Source organism: Mycobacterium sp. URHB0021 (assembly GCF_054057895.1).
Map to the genome: position 1 here is coordinate 6752845 of NZ_JBSRZT010000002.1, position 21097 is coordinate 6773941.

Annotated in this window: 30 protein-coding genes and 1 pseudogene; 6 read left to right on the forward strand and 25 right to left on the reverse strand. The window is 66.3% G+C overall.

The window, feature by feature from the left end:
• Positions 1 to 42 precede the first annotated feature (42 nt).
• Positions 43 to 969 carry an LLM class flavin-dependent oxidoreductase gene (locus ACVWWN_RS35300; protein ID WP_457147993.1) on the forward strand — a complete coding sequence of 309 codons (927 nt, stop codon included), beginning with the start codon at positions 43 to 45 and terminating at the stop codon, positions 967 to 969.
• 66 nt (positions 970 to 1035) lie between these two features.
• On the forward strand, positions 1036 to 1374 hold the full coding sequence (locus ACVWWN_RS35305; RefSeq protein WP_457147994.1) for a PE-PGRS family protein: 339 nt from the start codon (positions 1036 to 1038) through the stop codon (positions 1372 to 1374).
• Between the two features lie 119 nt (positions 1375 to 1493).
• On the opposite strand, the gene rplO is transcribed toward ACVWWN_RS35305, so the two are convergent.
• From rplO to rplN, 10 genes are all read right to left on the reverse strand, one after another.
• Positions 1494 to 1937, reverse strand: a complete 444-nt coding sequence (gene rplO, locus ACVWWN_RS35310; protein WP_457147995.1) for a 50S ribosomal protein L15 — start codon at positions 1935 to 1937, stop codon at positions 1494 to 1496.
• Positions 1934 to 2158, reverse strand: coding sequence for a 50S ribosomal protein L30 (rpmD, locus tag ACVWWN_RS35315; RefSeq protein WP_457147996.1), 225 nt, complete (start codon positions 2156 to 2158; stop codon positions 1934 to 1936). Before rpmD ends, rplO begins: the two co-directional genes overlap by 4 nt.
• A 2-nt stretch (positions 2159 to 2160) precedes the next feature.
• Positions 2161 to 2832 carry a 30S ribosomal protein S5 gene (gene rpsE, locus ACVWWN_RS35320; protein ID WP_457147997.1) on the reverse strand — a complete coding sequence of 224 codons (672 nt, stop codon included), beginning with the start codon at positions 2830 to 2832 and terminating at the stop codon, positions 2161 to 2163.
• Between the two features lie 31 nt (positions 2833 to 2863).
• Complete coding sequence (gene rplR / locus ACVWWN_RS35325; protein WP_457147998.1) at positions 2864 to 3271, reverse strand: 50S ribosomal protein L18; 408 nt, start codon at positions 3269 to 3271, stop codon at positions 2864 to 2866.
• Positions 3272 to 3274: 3 nt separating this feature from the next.
• Positions 3275 to 3814, reverse strand: a complete 540-nt coding sequence (gene rplF, locus ACVWWN_RS35330) for a 50S ribosomal protein L6 (protein WP_457147999.1) — start codon at positions 3812 to 3814, stop codon at positions 3275 to 3277.
• A 20-nt stretch (positions 3815 to 3834) separates the two neighbouring features.
• The gene (rpsH, locus tag ACVWWN_RS35335) at positions 3835 to 4233 is read right to left on the reverse strand and encodes a 30S ribosomal protein S8 (protein ID WP_457148000.1); all 399 of its coding nucleotides are present in this window, start codon (positions 4231 to 4233) and stop codon (positions 3835 to 3837) included.
• 83 nt (positions 4234 to 4316) lie between these two features.
• Positions 4317 to 4502, reverse strand: coding sequence for a type Z 30S ribosomal protein S14 (locus tag ACVWWN_RS35340; protein WP_006245130.1), 186 nt, complete (start codon positions 4500 to 4502; stop codon positions 4317 to 4319).
• A gap of 4 nt (positions 4503 to 4506) precedes the next feature.
• Positions 4507 to 5079 (reverse strand): 50S ribosomal protein L5, encoded by a 573-nt coding sequence (rplE, locus tag ACVWWN_RS35345; RefSeq protein WP_457148001.1) that lies wholly within the window; start codon positions 5077 to 5079, stop codon positions 4507 to 4509.
• Positions 5080 to 5082: 3 nt separating this feature from the next.
• Positions 5083 to 5400 carry a 50S ribosomal protein L24 gene (gene rplX / locus ACVWWN_RS35350; protein ID WP_457148002.1) on the reverse strand — a complete coding sequence of 106 codons (318 nt, stop codon included), beginning with the start codon at positions 5398 to 5400 and terminating at the stop codon, positions 5083 to 5085.
• Positions 5401 to 5769, reverse strand: coding sequence for a 50S ribosomal protein L14 (gene rplN / locus ACVWWN_RS35355; RefSeq protein ID WP_457148003.1), 369 nt, complete (start codon positions 5767 to 5769; stop codon positions 5401 to 5403).
• A gap of 249 nt (positions 5770 to 6018) precedes the next feature.
• On the opposite strand from rplN, the gene ACVWWN_RS35360 reads away from it, so the two are divergent.
• Both ACVWWN_RS35360 and ACVWWN_RS35365 read left to right on the forward strand, forming a co-directional pair.
• Entirely contained in the window at positions 6019 to 7008 is a 990-nt protein-coding gene (locus tag ACVWWN_RS35360) for a DMT family transporter (protein WP_457148004.1), read from the forward strand.
• A 107-nt stretch (positions 7009 to 7115) separates the two neighbouring features.
• A complete protein-coding gene (locus tag ACVWWN_RS35365; RefSeq protein ID WP_457148005.1) occupies positions 7116 to 8303 on the forward strand; it encodes a CopD family protein in 1188 nt (395 codons plus the stop codon).
• Here ACVWWN_RS35365 and ACVWWN_RS35370 read toward each other — a convergent pair.
• The 4 genes from ACVWWN_RS35370 to ACVWWN_RS35385 are packed head-to-tail and all read right to left on the reverse strand — an operon-like array spanning position 8300 to position 12975.
• On the reverse strand, positions 8300 to 9190 hold the full coding sequence (locus ACVWWN_RS35370) for a formylglycine-generating enzyme family protein (protein WP_457148006.1): 891 nt from the start codon (positions 9188 to 9190) through the stop codon (positions 8300 to 8302). The two genes, ACVWWN_RS35365 and ACVWWN_RS35370, sit on opposite strands and share 4 nt — an antisense overlap.
• 5 nt (positions 9191 to 9195) lie before the next feature.
• Positions 9196 to 9891 (reverse strand): hypothetical protein, encoded by a 696-nt coding sequence (locus tag ACVWWN_RS35375; RefSeq protein ID WP_457148007.1) that lies wholly within the window; start codon positions 9889 to 9891, stop codon positions 9196 to 9198.
• Positions 9891 to 12242, reverse strand: coding sequence for a sulfatase-like hydrolase/transferase (locus ACVWWN_RS35380; RefSeq protein ID WP_457148008.1), 2352 nt, complete (start codon positions 12240 to 12242; stop codon positions 9891 to 9893). Before ACVWWN_RS35380 ends, ACVWWN_RS35375 begins: the two co-directional genes overlap by 1 nt.
• 52 nt (positions 12243 to 12294) lie before the next feature.
• Positions 12295 to 12975, reverse strand: coding sequence for a DUF2306 domain-containing protein (locus tag ACVWWN_RS35385; RefSeq protein ID WP_457148009.1), 681 nt, complete (start codon positions 12973 to 12975; stop codon positions 12295 to 12297).
• A gap of 56 nt (positions 12976 to 13031) precedes the next feature.
• Between ACVWWN_RS35385 and ACVWWN_RS35390 the strand changes: the two genes are divergently transcribed.
• Positions 13032 to 13751: a TetR/AcrR family transcriptional regulator gene (locus ACVWWN_RS35390; protein WP_457148010.1), complete on the forward strand. Its 720-nt coding sequence runs from the start codon at positions 13032 to 13034 to the stop codon at positions 13749 to 13751.
• An 85-nt stretch (positions 13752 to 13836) separates the two neighbouring features.
• Positions 13837 to 15345 (forward strand): glucose-6-phosphate dehydrogenase, encoded by a 1509-nt coding sequence (gene zwf, locus ACVWWN_RS35395; RefSeq protein ID WP_457148011.1) that lies wholly within the window; start codon positions 13837 to 13839, stop codon positions 15343 to 15345.
• 18 nt (positions 15346 to 15363) lie between these two features.
• Here zwf and ACVWWN_RS35400 read toward each other — a convergent pair.
• The 11 genes and pseudogenes from ACVWWN_RS35400 to rplC all read right to left on the reverse strand — a co-directional run.
• Positions 15364 to 15597: pseudogene (locus ACVWWN_RS35400) on the reverse strand (ABC transporter); the annotation flags it as partial.
• Between the two features lie 247 nt (positions 15598 to 15844).
• Positions 15845 to 16162 (reverse strand): 30S ribosomal protein S17, encoded by a 318-nt coding sequence (rpsQ, locus tag ACVWWN_RS35405; protein WP_457148012.1) that lies wholly within the window; start codon positions 16160 to 16162, stop codon positions 15845 to 15847.
• Positions 16162 to 16395: a 50S ribosomal protein L29 gene (gene rpmC, locus ACVWWN_RS35410; RefSeq protein ID WP_457148013.1), complete on the reverse strand. Its 234-nt coding sequence runs from the start codon at positions 16393 to 16395 to the stop codon at positions 16162 to 16164. The genes rpsQ and rpmC overlap by 1 nt, the downstream gene beginning before the upstream one ends.
• Positions 16395 to 16811, reverse strand: a complete 417-nt coding sequence (rplP, locus tag ACVWWN_RS35415) for a 50S ribosomal protein L16 (RefSeq protein ID WP_457148014.1) — start codon at positions 16809 to 16811, stop codon at positions 16395 to 16397. Before rplP ends, rpmC begins: the two co-directional genes overlap by 1 nt.
• 3 nt (positions 16812 to 16814) lie before the next feature.
• Complete coding sequence (gene rpsC / locus ACVWWN_RS35420) at positions 16815 to 17681, reverse strand: 30S ribosomal protein S3 (protein WP_457148015.1); 867 nt, start codon at positions 17679 to 17681, stop codon at positions 16815 to 16817.
• Positions 17681 to 18256 (reverse strand): 50S ribosomal protein L22, encoded by a 576-nt coding sequence (gene rplV / locus ACVWWN_RS35425; protein ID WP_457148016.1) that lies wholly within the window; start codon positions 18254 to 18256, stop codon positions 17681 to 17683. Before rplV ends, rpsC begins: the two co-directional genes overlap by 1 nt.
• Positions 18257 to 18287: 31 nt before the next feature.
• Positions 18288 to 18569: a 30S ribosomal protein S19 gene (gene rpsS, locus ACVWWN_RS35430; protein ID WP_064283843.1), complete on the reverse strand. Its 282-nt coding sequence runs from the start codon at positions 18567 to 18569 to the stop codon at positions 18288 to 18290.
• Between the two features lie 9 nt (positions 18570 to 18578).
• Complete coding sequence (gene rplB / locus ACVWWN_RS35435; RefSeq protein ID WP_457148017.1) at positions 18579 to 19418, reverse strand: 50S ribosomal protein L2; 840 nt, start codon at positions 19416 to 19418, stop codon at positions 18579 to 18581.
• A 30-nt stretch (positions 19419 to 19448) separates the two neighbouring features.
• Complete coding sequence (gene rplW, locus ACVWWN_RS35440; protein ID WP_457148018.1) at positions 19449 to 19751, reverse strand: 50S ribosomal protein L23; 303 nt, start codon at positions 19749 to 19751, stop codon at positions 19449 to 19451.
• Positions 19751 to 20434, reverse strand: a complete 684-nt coding sequence (rplD, locus tag ACVWWN_RS35445) for a 50S ribosomal protein L4 (protein ID WP_457148019.1) — start codon at positions 20432 to 20434, stop codon at positions 19751 to 19753. Before rplD ends, rplW begins: the two co-directional genes overlap by 1 nt.
• Positions 20434 to 21087 (reverse strand): 50S ribosomal protein L3, encoded by a 654-nt coding sequence (gene rplC, locus ACVWWN_RS35450; RefSeq protein WP_457148020.1) that lies wholly within the window; start codon positions 21085 to 21087, stop codon positions 20434 to 20436. Before rplC ends, rplD begins: the two co-directional genes overlap by 1 nt.
• Positions 21088 to 21097 lie beyond the last annotated feature (10 nt).

A 21097-nucleotide genomic window follows, 5' to 3' on the forward strand; every position in this document is an offset into this window, starting at 1 on the left:
TGCCCATCACATCACGCCGCTGAAGAGACCTAAGGTGGATCCGTGAAGTTCTCGATCTCGATCCCGCAGCGGGTGGCCAACGGATTCGACGCAGAAGGGGTGCGGAGCTATCTCGCACGCGCCGAAGAACTCGGCTTCGAGGGCGGCTGGCTTCTGGAGCAGACGACCGCCCAGGCGCCGGCGCTGGCACCGTTGGAGTTGTTGTCCTGGGCGGCCGGCCACACCACCCGCCTGCGGCTGGGTGTCGCGGTGATGATCACGTCGTTGCACGATCCACTGCAATTGGCCTCGGCAGTCACTGCTGTCGACCAATTGAGCCATGGCCGTTTGGACTTGGGCGTGGCGCCCGGCGGCGGCTTCAGGCCGTTCGCCGCCTTCGGCGTCGACAGGTCCACGTTCATCAGCAGCTTCACCGAGGGCCTGGAGTTGATGAAGCGGGCCTGGTCGGACGAGCCGGAGGTGACGTTCCACGGCCGCTTCCGCGATGTCGATGGACTCCCGATCCAACCCAAGCCGGTGCAGCGGCCGCACCCGCCGATCTGGTTCGGCGCCAACGCCCCGGCGGCCCTGGCTCGCGCAGTGAGGTTGGGCGACGGGTTTCTCGGTGCGGGCTCGTCGACGACGGCCAAATTCGTCGAGGCGGTCAAGACCGTCCGCACCGAGCTGGACAAGCAAGGTAAGGATCCTGCGAATTTTGCGATCGCCAAGCGCGTTTATCTGACTGTGGACAACAACGCCGCCCGCGCTCGCGAGCGGGTGGTGGAGGGGTTGCACCGCATCTACGGCGATGCGTCCGGTATCGAGGATGTGCCGGTGTCGGGCACGGCCGACGACGTGGTGCGCGGCCTTCGCGAAGTCATCGACGCCGGCGCTCAGGTGATCCTGCTGAACCCGACCGGTGCGGACGTCGCCGAGGACCGCGGACAAATGGAATTGCTTGCTGCAGAGGTGATTCCGCAGCTCAGTTGAGCTCCTCCGTTCGCTGAAAATTAGCTGTTTTAAGTTTCCGATCTTGGTGGTACATCTAGGAACATGATGGCGACATTGAAATTCATCGCCCCGCTGATCATGGCGGGAGCTGCGGCCACGACGATCGCCGCGGCGCCGATTGCAGCAGCAGAGTCCTTCGCGGTCGCGACGGGCACCCCCAGCATCACCATTCCGGCCAGCCCCGGCGGAGACGGCTGCGCCAACGGGGTCTGTGGTAACGGCGGGCCTGGCGGCGGCGGCGGGACGGCCGCCAACGGTTCCTTCGGCAGTGGCGGTCCCGGCGGCGGCGGTGGTTGCACCGCCGACGGCGCGTGCGGCCACGGCGGTCCCGGCGGCGGTGGCGGCTGCGTGCCGGGCGTCGGCTGCTTCAACTACGGACAGTAACCGGTAACCGCCCGGGGATCCGGGCGCGATAGATCAACGGAAGATCAACGGAACGCGAAGGCCCCCGACACGTCGAGAGTGTCGGGGGCCTCAGCGTTCAGACCGTGTTTGAGCGCGGGCTAGAGCTCGGTCGCCGAACCGCCTGCGGCGGTGATCTTCTCGCGCGCGCTGCCACTGAACTTGTGCGCAGTGACGTTGACCTTCGCGGCCAGCTTGCCGTCACCGAGCACCTTCACCAGTGAGTTCTTGCGAACCGCACCCGCGTCCACCAGCTCGTCGACGCCGACATCGCCGCCCTCGGGGAACAGCCGGTTGATATCACCCACATTGACGACCTCATAGGAGGTGCGGAACCGGTTGCGGAAACCCTTGAGCTTCGGCAACCGCATGTGGATCGGCATCTGGCCGCCCTCGAACGTCGCCGGGACGTTCTTACGGGCCTTGGTGCCCTTGGTACCGCGACCGGCGGTCTTGCCCTTGGAGCCCTCACCGCGACCGACACGGGTCTTCGCGGTCTTCGAGCCGGGGGCCGGCCTCAGGTCGTGCAGTTTGATGGGTGTCATGACTTCGCCTCACCTTCTGCTCTACGCGCACGCGGCTCATCGCCCACCGCTTCAACCTCGACGAGGTGATGCACCGCCTTGATGAGTCCGCGGATCTGCGCATTGTCCTCACGGACGACGGACTGGCGAATCTTGCGCAGCCCCAACGTCCGCAGGCTTTCCCGCTGCTTCCAGCGCGCACCGATGGTGCTGCGCACCTGGGTGATCTTCACTTCTGCCATGGTTACGCCGATCCTTCACGCGCCGACGCCGCGGCGAGCGCGTCGGCCTCGCGCCGCGCCCGCAGCATGCCTGCCGGTGCGACATCCTCGATGGGCAGGCCGCGACGGGCCGCCACCTCTTCCGGACGCTGAAGCAGCTTGAGCGCGGCAACGGTGGCGTGCACCACGTTGATCGCGTTGTCACTTCCCAGCGACTTGGCCAGAATGTCGTGCACGCCGGCACATTCGAGCACCGCACGGGCCGCGCCACCGGCGATCACACCGGTACCGGCGCTGGCCGGGCGCAGCATCACCACACCGGCCGCCGCCTCACCCTGAACCGGATGAGTGACGGTGCCGCCGATCAGCGGAACGCGGAAGAAGCCTTTGCGCGCCTCCTCCACACCCTTGGCGATCGCGGCCGGAACTTCCTTGGCCTTGCCGTAGCCGACACCGACCATGCCGTTGCCGTCACCGACGATGACCAGCGCGGTGAAGCTGAACCGCCGGCCACCCTTGACCACCTTGGAAACCCGGTTGATCGCTACGACGCGCTCGATGTAGTTGCTCTTCTCACCGCTGTCGCGGCCGCCACGGCCACCACGGTCGTCACGGCGGCCACGACCATCGCGGTCACCGCGCGAGCCTCGGCCGTCCGAGGATGCGGGGCCGCCGGCTCCTGCCTGTTCGGCCATTATTGCGTCCTTCCATTGGTGTACATCGTCATCAGAACTTGAGCCCGCCTTCGCGTGCCGCGTCGGCAAGCGCCGCGATCCGGCCGCCGTAGGTGTAGCCACCGCGGTCGAACACCACGGTGTCGATACCCGCGGCCTTGGCGCGCTCGGCGATCAGCTGACCGACGCGCACGCTGTGGGCCTTCTTGTCGCCCTCGACCGCGCGCACATCGGGCTCGATCGAGGAGGCGGCGGCGACGGTTGTCCCGGTGAGGTCGTCCACCAGCTGGACGTGGATGTGCCGCGCCGAACGGTTCACCACCAGGCGGGGCGCCTCGGCGGTGCCTTCGATCTTCTTGCGAAGCCGGGCATGCCGACGCAACCGCGCGACGCGACGGGCCTCGGACACGTTGCGCCCGACCGGCTTGCGCGTCGCGGTGTCTTTTGTGTTCGTAGCCATTTACTACTTACCTGTCTTTCCGACCTTGCGGCGGATCTGCTCGCCTTCGTAGCGAACGCCCTTGCCCTTGTAAGGGTCGGGGCGACGCAGGCGGCGGATGTTCGCCGAAATCTGGCCGACCTTCTGCTTGTCGATACCGGTGATCGAGAACTTGGTTGGCGTCTCCACGGCAAACGTGATGCCCTCCGGGGCCTGAATCACCACCGGATGGCTGTAGCCGAGCGCGAACTCGAGGGTGTTGCCCTTGAGCTGCACGCGGTAACCGACTCCGAAGATCTCCATCTTGGTGGTGTAGCCCTCGGTGACACCGGTGACCAGGTTGGCCACCAGGGTGCGGGACAGGCCGTGCAGCGAGCGGTTGCGCCGCTCGTCGTCCGGGCGGGTCACCACGATGGCGCCGTCGTCGTTGCGCGACACGGCGATTGGCTCGGCGACCGCCAGTTCCAGCGTGCCCTTGGGTCCCTTGACCGATACGTTCTGGCCGTCGATCGTGACGTCGACTCCGCTGGGCACGGTGACCGGCTGCTTTCCAATACGCGACATAGTCTTGCTCTCCTGTCCCGCTACCAGACGAACGCGAGGACTTCGCCGCCCACGCCCTGTCGTGCCGCCTGGCGGTCGGTGAGCAGACCCGACGACGTGGAGATGATCGCCACGCCGAGGCCACCCAGCACCCGCGGCAGATTGGTGGATCTCGCGTACACCCGCAGACCGGGCTTGGACACCCGGCGCAAACCGGCGATGCTGCGCTCTCGGCTCGGGCCGTACTTCAGTTGCACCACAAGTGACTTGCCCACCCGGGCGTCCTCGGTGTGGTAGTCGGTGATGTAGCCCTCCGCCTTGAGGATCTCGGCGATGTTGGCCTTGATCTTGCTGTGCGGCAGAGCCACCTCGTCGTGGTACGCCGAATTGGCGTTGCGCAGACGCGTCAAGAAGTCTGCGATCGGGTCCGTCATGGTCATGACAGCCGGCTCACCTTCCTCGCGGCGGTTCCCCGGTCGGGGCCTTCCGCGTACCTATTTGGATTAGTCAATGGTCTGGTGCTTTACCAGCTGGACTTCTGGACACCGGGCAGCTCACCCGCGTGCGCCATCTCGCGCAGGCAGATGCGGCACAGCCCGAACTTGCGGTAAACCGCGTGCGGCCGGCCGCACCTGTTGCATCGGGTGTAACCGCGCACCTTGAACTTCGGCTTCTTGTTGGCCTTGTTGACCAGAGCCTTCTTTGCCATCTGTTCAGTTCTCCTTGAACGGGAAGCCGAGAGCACGCAAGAGCGCACGTCCTTCGTCGTCGTTGGTCGCCGAGGTGACGACAGTGATGTCCATGCCACGCGGGCGGTCGATGTCGTCGACGTTGATCTCGTGGAACATCGACTGCTCGTTCAGCCCGAAGGTGTAGTTGCCGGTGCCATCGAACTGCTTGGACGACAGACCGCGGAAGTCGCGGATACGCGGCAGCGCTATCGAGATCAACCGGTCGAGGAATTCCCACATGCGGTCGCCGCGCAGCGTGACGCGGGCACCGATCGGCATGCCCTCGCGGAGCTTGAACTGCGCGATGGACTTGCGCGCCTTGCGAATCTCGGGCTTCTGGCCGGTGATCAGCGCGAGGTCGTTGACGGCGCCGTTGATCAGCTTGGCGTCGCGGGCGGCGTCGCCGACGCCCATGTTCACCACGACCTTCACCACGCCGGGGATCTGCATGACGTTGCCGTAGCCGAATTCCTTCTGCAACCCGTCACGAATCTCGTCGCGGTAGCGCTGCTTCAGCCGAGGGAGCGCTTTCTGAGTGTTTTCTACGGTGGTCATGTCCTAGATGTCCTTGCCGTTGGTCTTGGCGATCCGGACCTTCTTGCCGGTCTCGTCGTCGACGCGGTAACCGACGCGGGTCGGCTTGCCGTCGGAGTCGATGACCATCACGTTGGAGACGGAGATCGGCGCTTCCTGGGTCACGATGCCGCCGGAGGCCGCGCCGCGTTCGGTGCGGCTTTCGGGGGTGTGCTTCTTGATCCGGTTGACGCCCTCGACGAGCACCTTGTTGCGCGTCGGGAAGGCCACCAGAACCTTGCCCTTGGCGCCCTTGTCCTTACCGGAGACGACGAGCACCGTGTCGCCCTTGTGGACCTTCATCTACAACACCTCCGGAGCGAGCGAAACGATCTTCATGAAGCGCTTCTCGCGCAGTTCGCGGCCGACCGGGCCGAAAATGCGGGTGCCACGCGGATCGTTGTCGGGCTTGATGATCACGGCCGCGTTCTCGTCGAACTTGATGTAGCTACCGTCGGCGCGGCGGCGCTCCTTGACGGTGCGCACGATGACGGCCTTGACGACGTCGCCCTTCTTGACGTTGCCACCGGGGATGGCGTCCTTGACGGTCGCCACGATGACATCACCGATGCCGGCGTAGCGCCGCGACGAACCACCGAGCACCCGGATGCACAAGATTTCCTTGGCACCCGTGTTGTCGGCGATCTTCACCCGCGATTCCTGCTGAATCACTCGATCTCCTCGACCTGGTTTTGTATGCACGCCAGATACCGACCTGACGTGCGCGGTCTTGCTGTTTCCGAAGGGCACGCAGGGTTTTCTTTTCAGAGAACCGAGGTCTGCCCAAGGCAACCCCTAGATTCTAGGGGACGACCTGGTAGGAACCAAATCGCCGCTGGTCACGCTCCCCCGCCGCGACGGCCGGGGCGGCGATATCGCCGTCTGCACCCTGACACGCCGCCAATACCTGGCATTTTGCCTGTGTTCATCTCGCCGTACTGCACCCGGTGGAGATTGGACCGCGATGACAACATGATCGCCGTTACCGGCCTGGGTCTGGCGGCCGCGTTCCTGTTCGCGCTGTCGGCCCTCCTGCAGCAGAGGGCCGCGCGCACCGTCGTGGGCTCCGACACCGCCTCCTTGCACCACGCGGCCGGGGTGATCAGGCTGCTGCGCCGTCTGGTGCGGAGCAGGACGTGGCTGACGGGATGGTTGACGAACATCGGTGGAGTCGTCACCCAGGCGTCCGCGCTCAAGGTCGGGTCGGTGGCCGCGGTCCAGCCATTGATGGCGGCGCAACTTCTGTTCGTGCTGACCCTCGCCTCGGGCGAGCAGCGCCGGTGGCCGTCGGTCCGTGACTGGTTGGCCGCGCTCGCGGTGTGCGCAGGTCTGGTACTGCTGCTGGCGGCCGACGCGTCGCCCCTCGACGGGGCGCCACACCGGCATCGCGTGCTACTGGCGACGGCGTGCACGGCCGGCCTCATCGTGACGCTGCGCCAGACGAGTCGGCGTGCCTTCGGATGGCTTTCCGGTCCGCTGATGGGCGTCGCCGCCGGTTTGTGCCACGCGCTGACTGCCGTCTACCTCAAGCTGACGGTCGAGGATCTCTATCACGGTGGCCCGGTGGCCACGTTGTCCGACTGGCCCGGGTACGCGTTGGCCGTGACGGCCGTGAGTGGAATGTTGTTGGTACAGATAGCATTCGCCAGCGGTCCACTGCCACCGGCGATCGCCGCGATGAGCGTCACCAACCCCGTCGCAAGCTTCGCGCTGGGCATCGTGGCCTTTGACGCACCCGCGCCTCACCGCCCCGCCGTGCTCGCGGCCATCGCCGTGTCGGGCGCCCTGATCGCTGTCGGCGTCGTCGGTCTGGCGAACGCGTCCGGCACTGCCCATCTCTACGCCGGTGACATCGCCGCCGATCGGCCGCGCGCCAGAACGACGCGACGACCACGCGCGGATGTGTCCTAAGCCACTGTCGGCGAGTCCGTTGAACCGGTCGCCCACCGGGCGTCGTAGATCCCTACGAAGGCCGGGTCCAGAGGACTGTCCCGGCGCGATGGAGGAGTGCCCGTCTGATGGTGTCCCTGTTGGCCCAAGCCGTACCCGCCGCCCTGGCGAATCCGACCCCGCCAGCGTGGCGGGTGCTCTCCAAGGCCGGCTACTTCGCGGGGATGATCGGCGTGATCGGCGGCTGTCTGCTGCATCTGTTGGTGTTGCGGCCGGTGCTGAGCCGGCCGTCGGTGGATGCCGCCGACCGCGCGGTGCTGCACGGGCGGACTGCTCAGTTGCTCGCCGGTGCCGGCGTCTTCTTCGTGGTGGCGCTCTACTTCCAGTTCGCCGCCCTCGTCGCCCGCGCGCCAGGACCCGGCGGCGCCAAAACCCCGTACGGCGACGCCCTGTCCCCCGCGGCGATGTGGGGTTACGTGACGACGCCCGGTAAACCGGCGCAGTGGATCTCCGCCGGCGCGGTGTCCGCCGTTCAGTACGGGATGTGGGTACTGGCCGCGATCGTGCTGATGTCGCTGTGGGTTCGGCGAGTCCGGCCGCGGCTGACGACAGTGGTGTGGACTGCGCTGACGATCACCCTGGTGTCGCACCAGATAAGCCTGGTGCCAACGACTTTCAGCACCGAGACGGCCGACAGTCTGATCGACGACGTGGCCAATCACGTCCACGTCCTCGCGGTGTGCACGTGGATCGGCGGCGTCGCGGGGCTGGTGGCACTGGCGCTGGCGCGGCATCGGTTGACCCGGAGCGCGGGCGTGGTGTGGGCACAGCTGTGGAGCCGGTTCAGCACCGTCGCCCTGGTCGCGATGGGTTGCCTGATGGTCAGCGGGCTGTACATGGCCTGGACGCTCGTCGGTAGTCCCGCCGAGCTGTTCACCACCAAATTCGGCAACGTCCTGCTGGTGAAGGTGTCGCTGGTGGCGGTGATCGTTCTCATCGGCGCATCCCATGAGTTCGTGCTGATGCCACGGATGGCCCACGCCCGGGCGGCAGGCGACACCGGCTCGGTGTTCGGTCTCGCCCTGCGCACGGCTCCCCTCCTGGCGGCGGCGGAAGTGGTGCTCGCCGCCGGGGCGCTGCTGGCCATGACGTTCCTCAACGGCTCGGCCAGAGCGCAGGCCGGCGATGCGGACCCCACCCTCAGCGGCAGCGTCATCGGCCTCGGGGTGCTGCTGGTCGCCGTCCTCGCGGGTTCGTTCGCGCTCACCGCCAAACTGTCCGAACGGCTGGCCGCGGCCGCCCCCGTGCCGCGCTAGCCGATGTCTGCCACACAGCGGAAACCGATGTGGGTGGTGGCGCTGTCCTGGGACTGTGGCGACCGGGCGGCAGGCCGATAGCGGTGGCAATACTCCGGCGCACACAGGTGCGAACCACCCTTGAGCGCCTGGCTCACCGTCGGATCCGCATGCGCCGGCGGGCAGCATCCCTGGGCGGGCTCGTCGAGCCGATGATGCGCCGAGAATTGCGTGGTCGTCCATTCCCAGACGTTCCCGATCATGTCCGAAAGCCCAAAGCCGTTGGGCGGGAAAACACCCACGGGTGACGTGCCCCTCCACCCCAGCGCCCCGTCGTTGCGGTACGGGAACCTGCCCTGCCACGTATTCGCCATCAACTCACCATTCGGCGCGGCGTCCTCGCCCCATGGGTAGGTGGTGTCGGCGCCGCCACGCGCGGCGTATTCCCACTCCGCCTCCGTGGGCAGCCTGCGGTGCGCCCAGCGGGCGTAGGCCGCGGCGTCCGGATAGGCCACTTGCACAACGGGATGGTCGAGCCGGGCCCCCAATTTCCAGCTGTCGCTGTCGGGACCGAACGGACGGCGCCAGCTGGCGCCCGGCGACCAGTGCCACCACTGCCGCCAGTCCCGCAGATCGACCGGTCCGCGGGTGGGCCGGAACACCAGCGCGCCGGGGATCAGATCCCGCTCCGCCACGCCGGGATAGAGCGCCGGGTCGAGCGGCTGTTCGGCCACCGTGACGTACCCGGTGGCCGCGACGAACTCGGCGAACTGGGCGTTGGTCACCGGATGGCGTTCGACGGCCACGGCGGCCACCGTGACGGTGTGCACCGGCACTTCTTCGGGATAGAACTTCGTCGAGCCCATCCGGAACGACCCACCCGGAAGCTCGACGAGCTCAGTGAGCATGGATGTCAGGGTAGTTCGATCTCGAAGTCCTCGGTCAGCACCGACGCGGCCGCATCGAACCCCTCGGTTCCCGTCGGGGCCTGCACGTGGACGGCCACCAGATAACTGGGGCCTCCATTCGTCCACACATGGACGATTCGGTCCTCGAACTGGACGGCGTTCTGCGGCGTGTCCGACCACGCGCCCATGAGTTTCTGGCCGCTGTAAACGCACAGCTCGCCCGGCATGGCGCTGACGCTGCTGACCGCCGACTGCCCCATCAGGTCATCCGCGTACTTCCTGAACGCCGAGGAAGGATCCAACTGGGTCGGCGCGATGGTGACCGTGGCCGACATTCCGTCGGGTCCGGTCAGCTGTGCACCGATATCTCCCGAGCCGGTCGACGTCGACCAGCCGTCGGGTACGCCGACGGTGATTCTGGGGGCCTTCGGATCGTCCACCTCGGCCTTCATCCGCACCGGCGGCAGCACGGGTTGTGAGCAGGTGACGGCGTTCGGCGCCACGGGCGCCCTGGTGGTGGAAACGACGCCAGGCGCCGACTGATCGGCCTCCCTCGTCGGGATGGTCGACGACGGGGCCGGCGCGGTGGTTCCGGGAGTCTGCACGGCGACGGGGGTGCCTTCGTTGGTCCGGACGCACGCCGACGGGACCACGGCGGCCAGACACACCGCGACGAGGATCGTCCAGCGGAGTCGGGTCATCAGTCTTTCGCGAATGCTCGCGCAAACTCTCGCTCGAGGTCTACGTACGGCTTGCCGGAAATGTCAACAGTCACCTCTTCGATGGTGCCACCTGTGAACGGGAACGGGGCGTTGTAGTCGCGCGACACCGGCGAACCGGTGTTGCGCCCGACGCTCAGCGCCGCGCCCGCGAGCCCGAAGGTGCCCGGGTGAATCCGCATTCCCTGCAAAGATCCCACCTCGGTCCCGTCGAGGTAGAGCGCGGCGTCACCGAGGGGGGTGTGGCTGCCCTCGACCACCCCGACCCGGGTGAAGGCGGCCCCGAACCTGTGTTCGCCGAGCGGGACGGCGCCCGACGAGGACACCTTCTGTTCCTGCTCACCGAGGAAGTTGTAGATGTAGTGCAGCCGCCCGTCCTGGATGAACAACACGTGGCCACCGTGGCCGCCGCCGTGTTTGAACAGCACCCCCTCGGCTCCGGTGCTGTCGATCGTCACCTCCGCCATGATGGCGAATGACCGCCCCTGGATCTCGACCGCGGCGCCCATGCCGACATCCGCGGTCCCGGGATAGTAGGAGTACGACTCGCGGGTGCCCGACAGGTAGGGACGCCACCGCATCATCGTCTCCAGAATGTTGAGGTCCCCCAGCGGCAGACCGTTGTACTTCGCGGCCTCGCTGAACCACAGCGCCTTCAGCTTGTCGAGCTTGTCGGGGTTATCGGCCGCCAGGTCGTGACACTGGCTGCGGTCGGTCTCGATGTGAAACAGTTCCCAGCGGTCTTTGTCGAAGTTCGACCAGCCTGCGGGCGATGCCGCGTGCACGGTGTTGGCGAACCAACCTTTGTTCCAGATGCCGCGGGTACCAAGCATCGCGTAGAACTGAGACTCCTTGCCGGTCGGCGTATCCGGAGCATCCAGAACCACCTTGAAACTCACGCCATCGAGCGGCTTCTGCGGGGTACCGCGGACGGTGACCGGCGGGGTTATTTCCAGTAGGTCGTAAACGGTCGGGGTGATGTCGCAGACGTTGACATAGTTGTCGCGAACCTCACCGTGAGCGGCGATGCCCTTGGGCCACGAGATGATGGCGGTGTCGGCGATGCCTCCCTCGTGTGAGGCGTACCGCTTGAACAGCTTGTAGGGCGTGTTGAACGCCACCGCCCAGCCGATCGGGTAATGGTTGTAGGTCTCGGGACCGCCGAGGTTGTCGATGACGCGCAGGCTGTCTTCGACCGTGTCGATGTATCCGTTGAAGAACTTGACCTCGTTGACCGATCCGTTCGGACCGCCCTCGCCGCTGGCGCCATTGTCGGAGATCACCACGATGATGGTGTTGTCGAGCTGGCCGGACTCTTCCAAATAGTCCAGGACCCGGTTGATTTGGGCGTCGGTATAGCTCAGGAAGCCGGCGAACACCTCCGCCATCCGGCTGAACAGCCGCCTCTCGTCGTCATCGAGGGTGTCCCACGGACGCACGGTGTCCTGCTGCGGCCACGGTTCGCCGTTGGGTCCCTTGACATCCAGATAGGGGTTGATCGGCGAGAGTTCAGTGTCCGGTGGGACGATTCCCAGCCTTTTCTGGTTTTCCAGCACCACTTCGCGATAGCGCTCGTAACCCATGTCGAAGGTGCCGGCGTACTTGTCGGCCCACTCCTTGAACACGTGGTGCGGCGCGTGGCCGGCGCCGGGGCAGACGTAGGAGAACCACGGTTTGTCGGGAGCGATCACCTTCGCGTCGCGGATGAATTCGATTGTCTTGTCGGCGATGTCTTTCGACAGGTGATACCCGTCTTCCGGCGTTCCCGGCGGCGCGACGGGGTGGTTGTCGTACACGAGCTCGGGATACCACTGATCGGTCTCGCCGCCCATGAAGCCGTAGAACCGTTCGAATCCGCGCCCCAACGGCCAATGCCGCTTGGTGGAAGCCAAATTCGACTCCTCCAACGGCGTCAGGTGCCACTTGCCGACGCAGTAGGTGTTGTAGCCGTTCTCGACGAGTACTTCCGAAAGAAGTGCCGTGTCGTATGGGATACGCCCGTTGCAGTTCGGGAAGCCATCCGTGAACTCCTCGATGGTCGCCATGCCGACGGTCGTCGCGTTCCGTCCGGTGAGTAGCGAGGCGCGTGTCGGCGAGCACAGCGCGGTGGTGTGGAACTGGGAAAGGCGCACACCACGTTCGGCGATCCGGCTCATGGCGGGCATCTCCACCAAGCCACCGAAGCAGTCCCACGTCGCTATGCCGGTGTCGTCCCAGACGAGGTAGAGGACGTTGGGCGAATCTTCCGGCGCCGTCGGCGCCGCGTACGGACCCCAGTCAGGCTCTGAATCCCGGATGTCCAACTCGATCTTGCCGTTGAATTCGGTCGCCATGCCGCCTCGTTCCGGTCGTGGACCGCCGCCATATTGACGATCGCGGGGGAGATTACACCCGGTGCGTATAGGTTTGCTGAGAAACTGGCGACGGTGTTACCGATTCGCGGTTGAGCCACCACTGCAGCGTCATCAGCGGCATCGTCCATCCCAGCCAGCCGCCGACACCGGTCACCAGCCAGTTGAAGTGTTCCTGGTCACCGTCAAAAAGGCTGTCCTGCAAGGGGTCCAGCGACATGGCCAGAACAGGCGTCCAGACCCGGTTGGTCATGATCGACAGGGCGAGTGTGGCACTGCGCACCATGTGACGCCGATGCTCGGCGTAACGGCGTTGCCGCCCCGCGAGATAGCCCTTCACGGTGAACCAGAGCCACAGCGCGGACAGCAACACATTGCTGACGGCCAGGAACGGACCGAACGGCGTGGCGGCACCGATCACCATCGCGCACAACGCCGCAGGGATCGCCGACGTGACGTAGATCCGGCCCATCCGGCGGTGCAGAACAGGGTGCCGGGTGCGTAGCCGCGGCCAGACCTGGGCGACCGCGCTGACCATCGCCGCGCTCGCCAGCATCACATGGGCCGCCAGCAGCGGGTAATGGAGGGCGAAGGTCAGGGGCACCCGCGTCGCGCCGGTGAAATACGGCGGCAGTGAGTACGCCAGGAAGACGGCGACGATGACCGCCAGCGCCGGGGCGGGCCACCGGCGCGCAGAAGCCGATGCGTATGTCATACGCGAAAGCGTACGGCATACGCGTCTACGGTATTTCTCGATTACGCTGATCCCTGATGTCTGAAGCAGAACTGCCGCGCGCGCTGGAAATACTGTGGCGGGCGGATCCGCACACCCGCCAGTCCCGGGGCCTGAGCCGCGAGCGCATCATCGCGGCGGCGGTGGAGTTGGCCGACGCCGACGGCCTCGCCGCGCTGTCGATGGCCCGCCTGGCCGAGCGGCTCGGGTGCGGCACGATGTCGCTCTACCGCCACATCGCCAACAAGGAGGAGCTGCTGACGTTCATGCTGTCGACGGCACCGGGTCCGCCGCCCGTCCCGACGGACCGGGTCGACTGGCCTGGCGCGCTTGCCGATTGGGCAGCGGGACTGTGGGACGTCTATCACCGGCATCCGTGGATATTGCAGACTGCCTCGGCGGGGCCGCCTGCCGATCCGGGCCAGCTGGCGTGGCTGGACGCGGGGCTCGCCGCACTCAGCGGCACACCGTTGGCCGAACGGGAAAAGCTGACCGCCATGATGGCCGTGCTGCATTACGTGCGCGGTGCGGCGGCCCTCGCCATCGAAGCCGGTCAGGACAACGGAACGGACTATCCCACGCTTCTGCGCCGCGTCGTGGATGCCGACAGGTTGCCCGCCTTGGCGGCCGCGCTCGAAGCCGGTGTCTTTGACGGCTCGGGCAACGACCACCTCGGCGAATTCAGGTCGGGGCTGGCTCAGCTCCTCAACGGGGTGGCCGCGACAATCGCGGGATCGGCCGACTCTCCCACGGGTTGAGTGGAGTCGTCGAACCTGTGACGGCACGGGGGCAGCGCACCCGGTACGGATGCACCGACATCGCCGCAGTGGAAGTATGCCGATTGTGGCGACAACCAAACCGCAGACGATCTCCTACCCGGCGCCGGGCGCACGGCCGCACCGTCATGACGACTTCTCCGTCGACCCGCACGTCGTCGTGCTGTTCGGCGCGACGGGTGACCTGGCGAGGCGAAAGCTGATTCCCGGCCTGGCTTATCTGGACCAGTCCGAGCTGGCGCCCCACATCCAGATCGTCGCGACGTCATTGGAGGATCTCACCCGAGAGCAATTCCTCAGGCTGGCCGAGTCGGCCGTCGACGATTTCGGGACCCACAAGCTCAGCAACGAACAGTGGGCGCAGTTCGCCGAGACGGTCACCTATGTGCCGCAGGGCGCAGGTCCGGACGCGCTGGCCGCCGCCGTCGCCACGGCGGAGAAGAAGCTCGGACCTGGCGCGCGTCGGCTGCACTACCTGTCAGTGCCGCCCAAGGCCGCCCGCGCGGTGATCACCATGCTCCGCGATGCGAACCTGGTGGACCGGTCGCGCGTCGTGATGGAGAAACCGTTCGGCACCGACCTTGCCAGTGCCGTCGAACTCAACGACTTCGTCCACGAGACATTCCGTGAACAACAGATCTTCCGCATCGACCACTTCCTCGGTAAGGAAGCCGCGCAGAACATCCTGGCGTTCCGGTTCGCCAACGGGCTGTTCGAGCCGATCTGGAACCGTAACTTCATCGACCACATCCAGATCGACATCCCCGAGACCCTCGGCCTCGACGAGCGCGCCAACTTCTACGAAAGCACCGGCGCGTACAAGGACATGGTGGTCACCCACCTGTTCCAGGTGATGGCTTTCGTGGTGATGGAGCCGCCCACCGCACTGGAGCCGCGGGCCATCAGCGAGGAGAAGAACAAGGTGTTCCGGTCCATGCTGCCTGTGGACCCGGCCCACGTGGTGCGTGGCCAATACGTGGGCTACCGCCAAACCGCGGGCGTGGCAAGAGATTCCGAAACCGAGACGTTCATCGCGCTCAAGGTCGGGATCGACAACTGGCGCTGGGCGGGTGTGCCGATCTATCTGCGGACGGGCAAGCGGATGGCGGAGGGGATTCGCATCATCTCGATCGCGTTCAAGGAGGCGCCGCGCACGATGTTCCCGACCGGCTCCGGTGTCGGGTCGCAGGGACCGGACCACCTGACGTTCGACCTCGCCGACAACTCCAAGGTGTCGCTGTCGTTCTACGGCAAGAGACCGGGGCCCGGCATGAAGCTGGACAAGCTGTCGATGCAGTTCTCGACGCAGGAGATCGACACCGTCGGCGATGTTCTGGAGGCCTACGAGAGGTTGATCCTGGACGCGATGCGCGGCGACCATACGCTGTTCACCACCGCCGAGGGCATCGAGTCGCTGTGGGAGCGGTCGGCCGAACTGCTCGCCGACCCGCCGCCCGTCAAGTCATACCCAGCGGGGACCTGGGGCCCCAACGCCATCCATCAGTTGATCGCGCCCAATGCGTGGCGGCTGCCGTTCGAGCGGGAGTGGCGCGAGGCCAAGAACGGGCGGGAGTAAGAACTCGCCGACGAGGAGTCAGTTGGCCGCAACCGGCTCCTGCGCCCGGCATAGCCGCCAGGTCGGTTCGCTGTCCCCGTCGTTGGGAATCTCGAGCTCAAGTCTGGCGATATCGGCACCGGTGTCGAACAACGTCGGATAACGCACGTTGAGCGCATCCGATATGCCGCGCCCCTTGGGTGGCACCGCCAACTGATACTCGACGCGGTGTGGACGGGGGTCGTTGAGTAGCTCGGTGAAGTCCGGGTCAGCGTCGGGGCGAGCAGCGTGATGCACGTCGCGGCGAAGACGAGGCCGCCGCCGAAGTCCGACGTCGCAAGTCCCGACTGCGCAAGGGTTGCGGTGTTGCCGTACTGAGAGCTGAACTGGGCGAACGGAAGCCCGGTGATCAGCCAGCTGGCCACCGCGCATCCCACAAAGGATGCCAGTCCGGGAAACGCAAAAGTCCCCGCCACGCCAGAGCGTGCGGGGACTCCTGCGTCAGTTCACGCCGGAAGCGCTACTTGGCCTTCTCGAGGATCTCGACGAGGCGCCAGCGCTTGGTGGCCGACAGCGGGCGGGTTTCCATCAGCGAAACCCGGTCGCCGATGCCGGCGATGCTGTTCTCGTCGTGCGCCTTGACCTTCGTGGTGGTCCGGATGATCTTGCCGTACAGCGGGTGGCTCTTGCGGTCCTCCAGCTCGACAACGATGGTCTTCTGCATCTTGTCGCTGACGACATAGCCGATGCGCGTCTTGCGACGACTGCGCGGCTTGTCCGTGCGCGGCGTGTGCTTCGGACCCTTCTCGCCGCTCTTGGGTTCAGTATTGTCTGCCATTACGAATCCTCACCAGCGGGCCCGGAAGCCAGACCCAACTCACGTTCACGCAAAACGGTGTACACACGCGCGATCTCCTGCCGCACCGTGCGCAGCCGCCGGTTGTTGGCGAGCTGGCCGGTGGCCATCTGGAAGCGCAGGTTGAACAGCTCTTCCTTGGACTCGCGCAGCTTGTCCTTCAACTCGTCGTCGGTCAACTCGCGCAGTTCACCGGTCGACACTCCCACCGCCATCAGAAGTGCTCCTCTCTGGTCACGATGCGCGCCTTGATCGGCAACTTGTGGATCGCACGGGTCAGCGCGTCGCGCGCGATCTTCTCATCGGGGTAGCTCAGCTCGAACAGCACCCGTCCGGGCTTGACGTTGGCCACCCACCATTCCGGCGAACCCTTACCCGAACCCATTCGGGTTTCGGCAGGCTTCTTGGTCAGCGGACGGTCCGGGAAGATGTTGATCCACACCTTGCCGCCACGCTTGATGTGCCGGTTGATGGCGATACGAGCGGACTCGATCTGCCGGTTGGTGATGTACGCGTGCTCGAGCGCCTGGATGCCATAGTCGCCGAAGCTCACCGACGTCCCGCCGCTGGCGATGCCGCGCTGCCGGGGGTGGTGTTGCTTACGGTGCTTGACCTTGCGGGGAATCAACATGAATCAGCTCTCCGTGTTCTCCGTTACGGGCGCCTCGACCGCTGCACCCGCAGCAGCCTCGGTGCCTGTGGTCGCCTCCGCGACCGCGGGCGCCTCTTCGGCGCCCGACGCAGCGCGACCGGCATCGGTGCTCGTCGCGGTGGTTCCCGACGCGCCGCTTCGCCGCGGACGGGTACCCGACGGACGCTCACGGCGCGGCCGGTCCGCACCGGCGGGAACCGCGGCGGTCAGCTCGCGCTTGCCGCCGACGATGTCGCCCTTGTAGATCCACACCTTCACGCCGATACGACCGAAGGTGGTCTTGGCCTCGTAGAGGCCGTAATCGATGTCGGCGCGCAACGTGTGCAGCGGAACCCGACCCTCGCGGTAGAACTCCGAGCGGCTCATCTCGGCCCCGCCGAGGCGGCCCGAGCACTGCACGCGGATGCCCTTGACGTTGGGCTGGCGCATCGCCGACTGGATGGCCTTGCGCATGGCGCGCCGGAACGCGACACGGTTGGACAGCTGCTCGGCGACACCCTGCGCCACCAGCTGCGCCACCGACTCGGGGTTCTTGACCTCGAGGATGTTCAGCTGAACCTGTTTGCCGGTGAGCTTCTCCAGATCGGCGCGGATGCGGTCGGCCTCCGTGCCGCGGCGGCCGATGACGATGCCGGGACGCGCGGTATGGATATCGACTCGGACCCGGTCGCGGGTGCGCTCGATCTCCACGTCGGCGATGCCGGCGCGCTCGAGACCGGTGGCCAGCAGCCGACGGATCGCCACGTCTTCCTTGACGTAGTCCTTGTACTGCTTGTCGGCGTACCACCGGGACTTCCAGTCGGTGGTGATACCGAGCCGGAAGCCGTGGGGATTGATTTTCTGGCCCACTACTCTGAGCCCTCCTTCGCTTCGTCTGAAGCTTCAGCAGTCTTTGAAGCCGCCTTGGCGGCGGCCTTCTGGGCGGGCGCCGGTGTTGCAGCCGCCGTCTCGGCGGCCGCCTTGGTCGCGGGCGCCTTCTTTGCAGCGGCGGCCTTGCTGCCCTGCGCACGACGCGCACGTGAAGCACCTGCCGACTGGCCGGTGCGCTCACCGCGTCCACCGTCACGGCTGGGTCGGCTCTCCACGATCACGGTGATGTGGCTGGTGCGCTTGCGGATCCGGAACGCGCGGCCCTGGGCACGCGGACGGATGCGTTTGGCCGTCGGGCCCTCGTCGGCGTAGACGGTGGCGACGACCAGGGTGGACGGATCCAGGCCCTCGTTGTTCTGCGCATTGGCCGCGGCACTGGCGATCACCTTGGCGACCGGCTCGCTGGCGGCCTGCGGCGCCCACCGCAGAATGTCCAGCGCTTCGGTCACCGACTTACCGCGCACCAGGTCGATGACCCGGCGCGCCTTGGTCGGCGAGATGCGCACGAAGCGCGCCTTCGCGACCGCGGACGGATATTCAGTCGTCGTAATCATTACCGGTTCCCTCTGCTCTTCGCGCAAGCGCTCATCGCCGCTTCGCCTTGCGGTCGTCCTTGATATGACCCTTGAACGTGCGGGTCGGCGCGAACTCGCCGAGCTTGTGTCCGACCATCGCCTCGGTGACGAACACCGGGACGTGCTTGCGGCCGTCGTGCACCGCGAAGGTGTGCCCGATGAAATCGGGGATGATGGTCGATCGACGCGACCAGGTCTTGATGACCTGCTTCGTGTTCTTGTCGTTCTGGACGTCGACCTTCTTGAGCAGATGGTCGTCGACGAACGGACCCTTTTTGAGGCTGCGTGGCATCGTCTACTCCTACCGGTGCTTCTTGCCGGTGCGCCGGCGACGAACGATGAGCTTGTCGCTGGGCTTGTTGGGCTTGCGGGTACGGCCCTCGGGCTTGCCCCACGGGCTGACGGGGTGACGGCCGCCGGAGGTTTTACCCTCACCGCCGCCGTGCGGGTGGTCCACCGGGTTCATCACGACACCACGGACAGTGGGGCGCTTGCCCTTCCACCGCATCCGGCCGGCCTTACCCCAGTTGATGTTGGACTGCTCGGCGTTGCCGACCTCGCCGACGGTGGCGCGGCAGCGCACGTCGACGCGGCGGATCTCACCCGACGGCATGCGCAGGGAGGCGTAGGCGCCCTCCTTGCCCAGCAGCTGGATGCTGGCGCCGGCCGAGCGCGCCATCTTGGCGCCGCCGCCGGGCCGCAGTTCCACGGCGTGGATCACGGTGCCGGATGGGATGTTGCGCAGCGGCAGGTTGTTGCCGGGCTTGATGTCGGCGTTGGCGCCGGATTCAACCGTGGCGCCCTGCTTGAGACCCTGGGGCGCGAGGATGTAGCGCTTCTCGCCGTCAAGGTAGTGCAGCAGCGCGATGTTGGCGGTGCGGTTGGGGTCGTACTCGATGTGCGCGACCTTGGCGTTGACGCCGTCTTTGTCGTTACGACGGAAGTCGATGACGCGGTACGCGCGCTTGTGGCCACCGCCCTTGTGCCGGGTGGTGATCCGACCGTGTGCGTTGCGGCCGCCCTTGCCGTGGAGCGGACGAACCAGCGACTTCTCCGGATGGTCGCGAGTGATTTCGGCGAAATCGGAGACGCTGGCACCGCGGCGACCGGGGGTCGTCGGCTTGTACTTGCGAATTGCCATGATTCTGTAGGTCTCTCTACTTCCCGCCGGCTACGCCGGTGCTCCGAACAGGTCGATCGGCTTGCTGCCCGCGGCCAGGGTGACGATGGCGCGCTTGGTGTCCTTGCGCTTGCCGTACCCGGCCCGGGTGCGCTTGCGCTTGCCCTGACGGTTCATGGTGTTCACCGAATCGACCTTGACCTTGAAGATCTTCTCGATCGCGATCTTGATCTGGGTCTTGTTCGAGTCGGGGTGCACCACGAACGTGTACACGTTGTCCTCGATCAGTCCGTATGACTTCTCGGAGATGACCGGCGACAGGATGATGTCGCGGGGGTCGGTGACGGTCGCCATCAGGCCGAAACCTCCTCGGCGTTGTCGTGTGAACCTTGGCTCGCTGCGCCGATGTAGGCGTTGAGCGCTTCCACGCTGAACACCACGTCGTCGGCCTTCAGCACGTCATAGGTGTTGAGTTGATCCGGCGAAAGCACATGCACCCCAGGCAGATTGCGCACACTCTTGGCGCCGGTCTCGTCGGTGCGGCCGATCACGATCAGCACCTTGTTGTTTTTGGCCGTGCGCTCGGCCGTTAGCGTGGCCAGGAACGACTTGGCGCTCTTGGTCGACGGCGTCTGACCCTCCACCAGTTCGGTGACAGCGTGGATGCGGCCGTTGCGCGCCCGGTCCGAGAGGGCCCCGCGCAGCGCGGCGGCGATCATCTTCTTCGGGGTGCGCTGGCTGTAGTCGCGCGGCTTCGGACCGTGCACGACGCCACCGCCGGTGAACTGCGGCGCACGCGTCGAACCCTGACGTGCGCGGCCGGTGCCCTTCTGCCGGTAGGGCTTCTTGCCACCGCCGCGGACCTCGCCGCGCGTCTTCGTCGAGTGCGTGCCCTGACGGCCCGCGGCGCGTTGCGCCTCGACCACCTGGTGCATCAGCGCGATGTTGGCCTCTACATCGAACAACTCCGCGGGCAGCTCGACAGAGCCGTCCGTCTTACCACCCGGGGTGTGGACATCAATCTTCAAAGCAGCCATTACTTTTCGCCTCGCTTGATTGCGGTGCGGACCATCACCAGACCGCCATTGCGGCCGGGGATGGCGCCTTTGATCAGCAGCACACCGTTCTCGGCATCAACCTTGTGCACCACCAGGTTCTGCGTCGTCACGCGGTCGGTGCCCATCCGGCCCGACATGCGAGTGCCCTTGAACACCCGGCCCGGGGTGGCGCAGCCGCCGATCGAACCGGGACGGCGGTGCACCGCCTGCGCGCCGTGGCTGGCGCCCTGGCCACGGAAGCCGTGGCGCTTCATGGTGCCCGCGAAGCCCTTGCCCTTGCTGGTGCCGGTCACGTCGACATAGGCGCCGTCGGCGAAGACCTCGGCGGTCAGTTCCTGACCGAGCTCGTACTCCGCGGCGGCAGCTTCGTCGTCGAGCCGCAGCTCGACGAGATGGCGGCGCGGATTGACACCCGCAGCGGTGTACTGACCGGTCACCGGCTTGTTCACCTTGCGCGGGCTGATCTCGCCGTAAGCCAGTTGCACGGCGCTGTAGCCGTCGCGTTCCGGTGTACGGATCCGCGTCACGACGTTGGGGCCGGCCTTGACAACCGTCACCGGCACGACCCGGTTGTTCTCGTCGAACACCTGCGTCATGCCCAGCTTGGTGCCCAGAATGCCTTTTCTAGCCATTTCTTCTAGG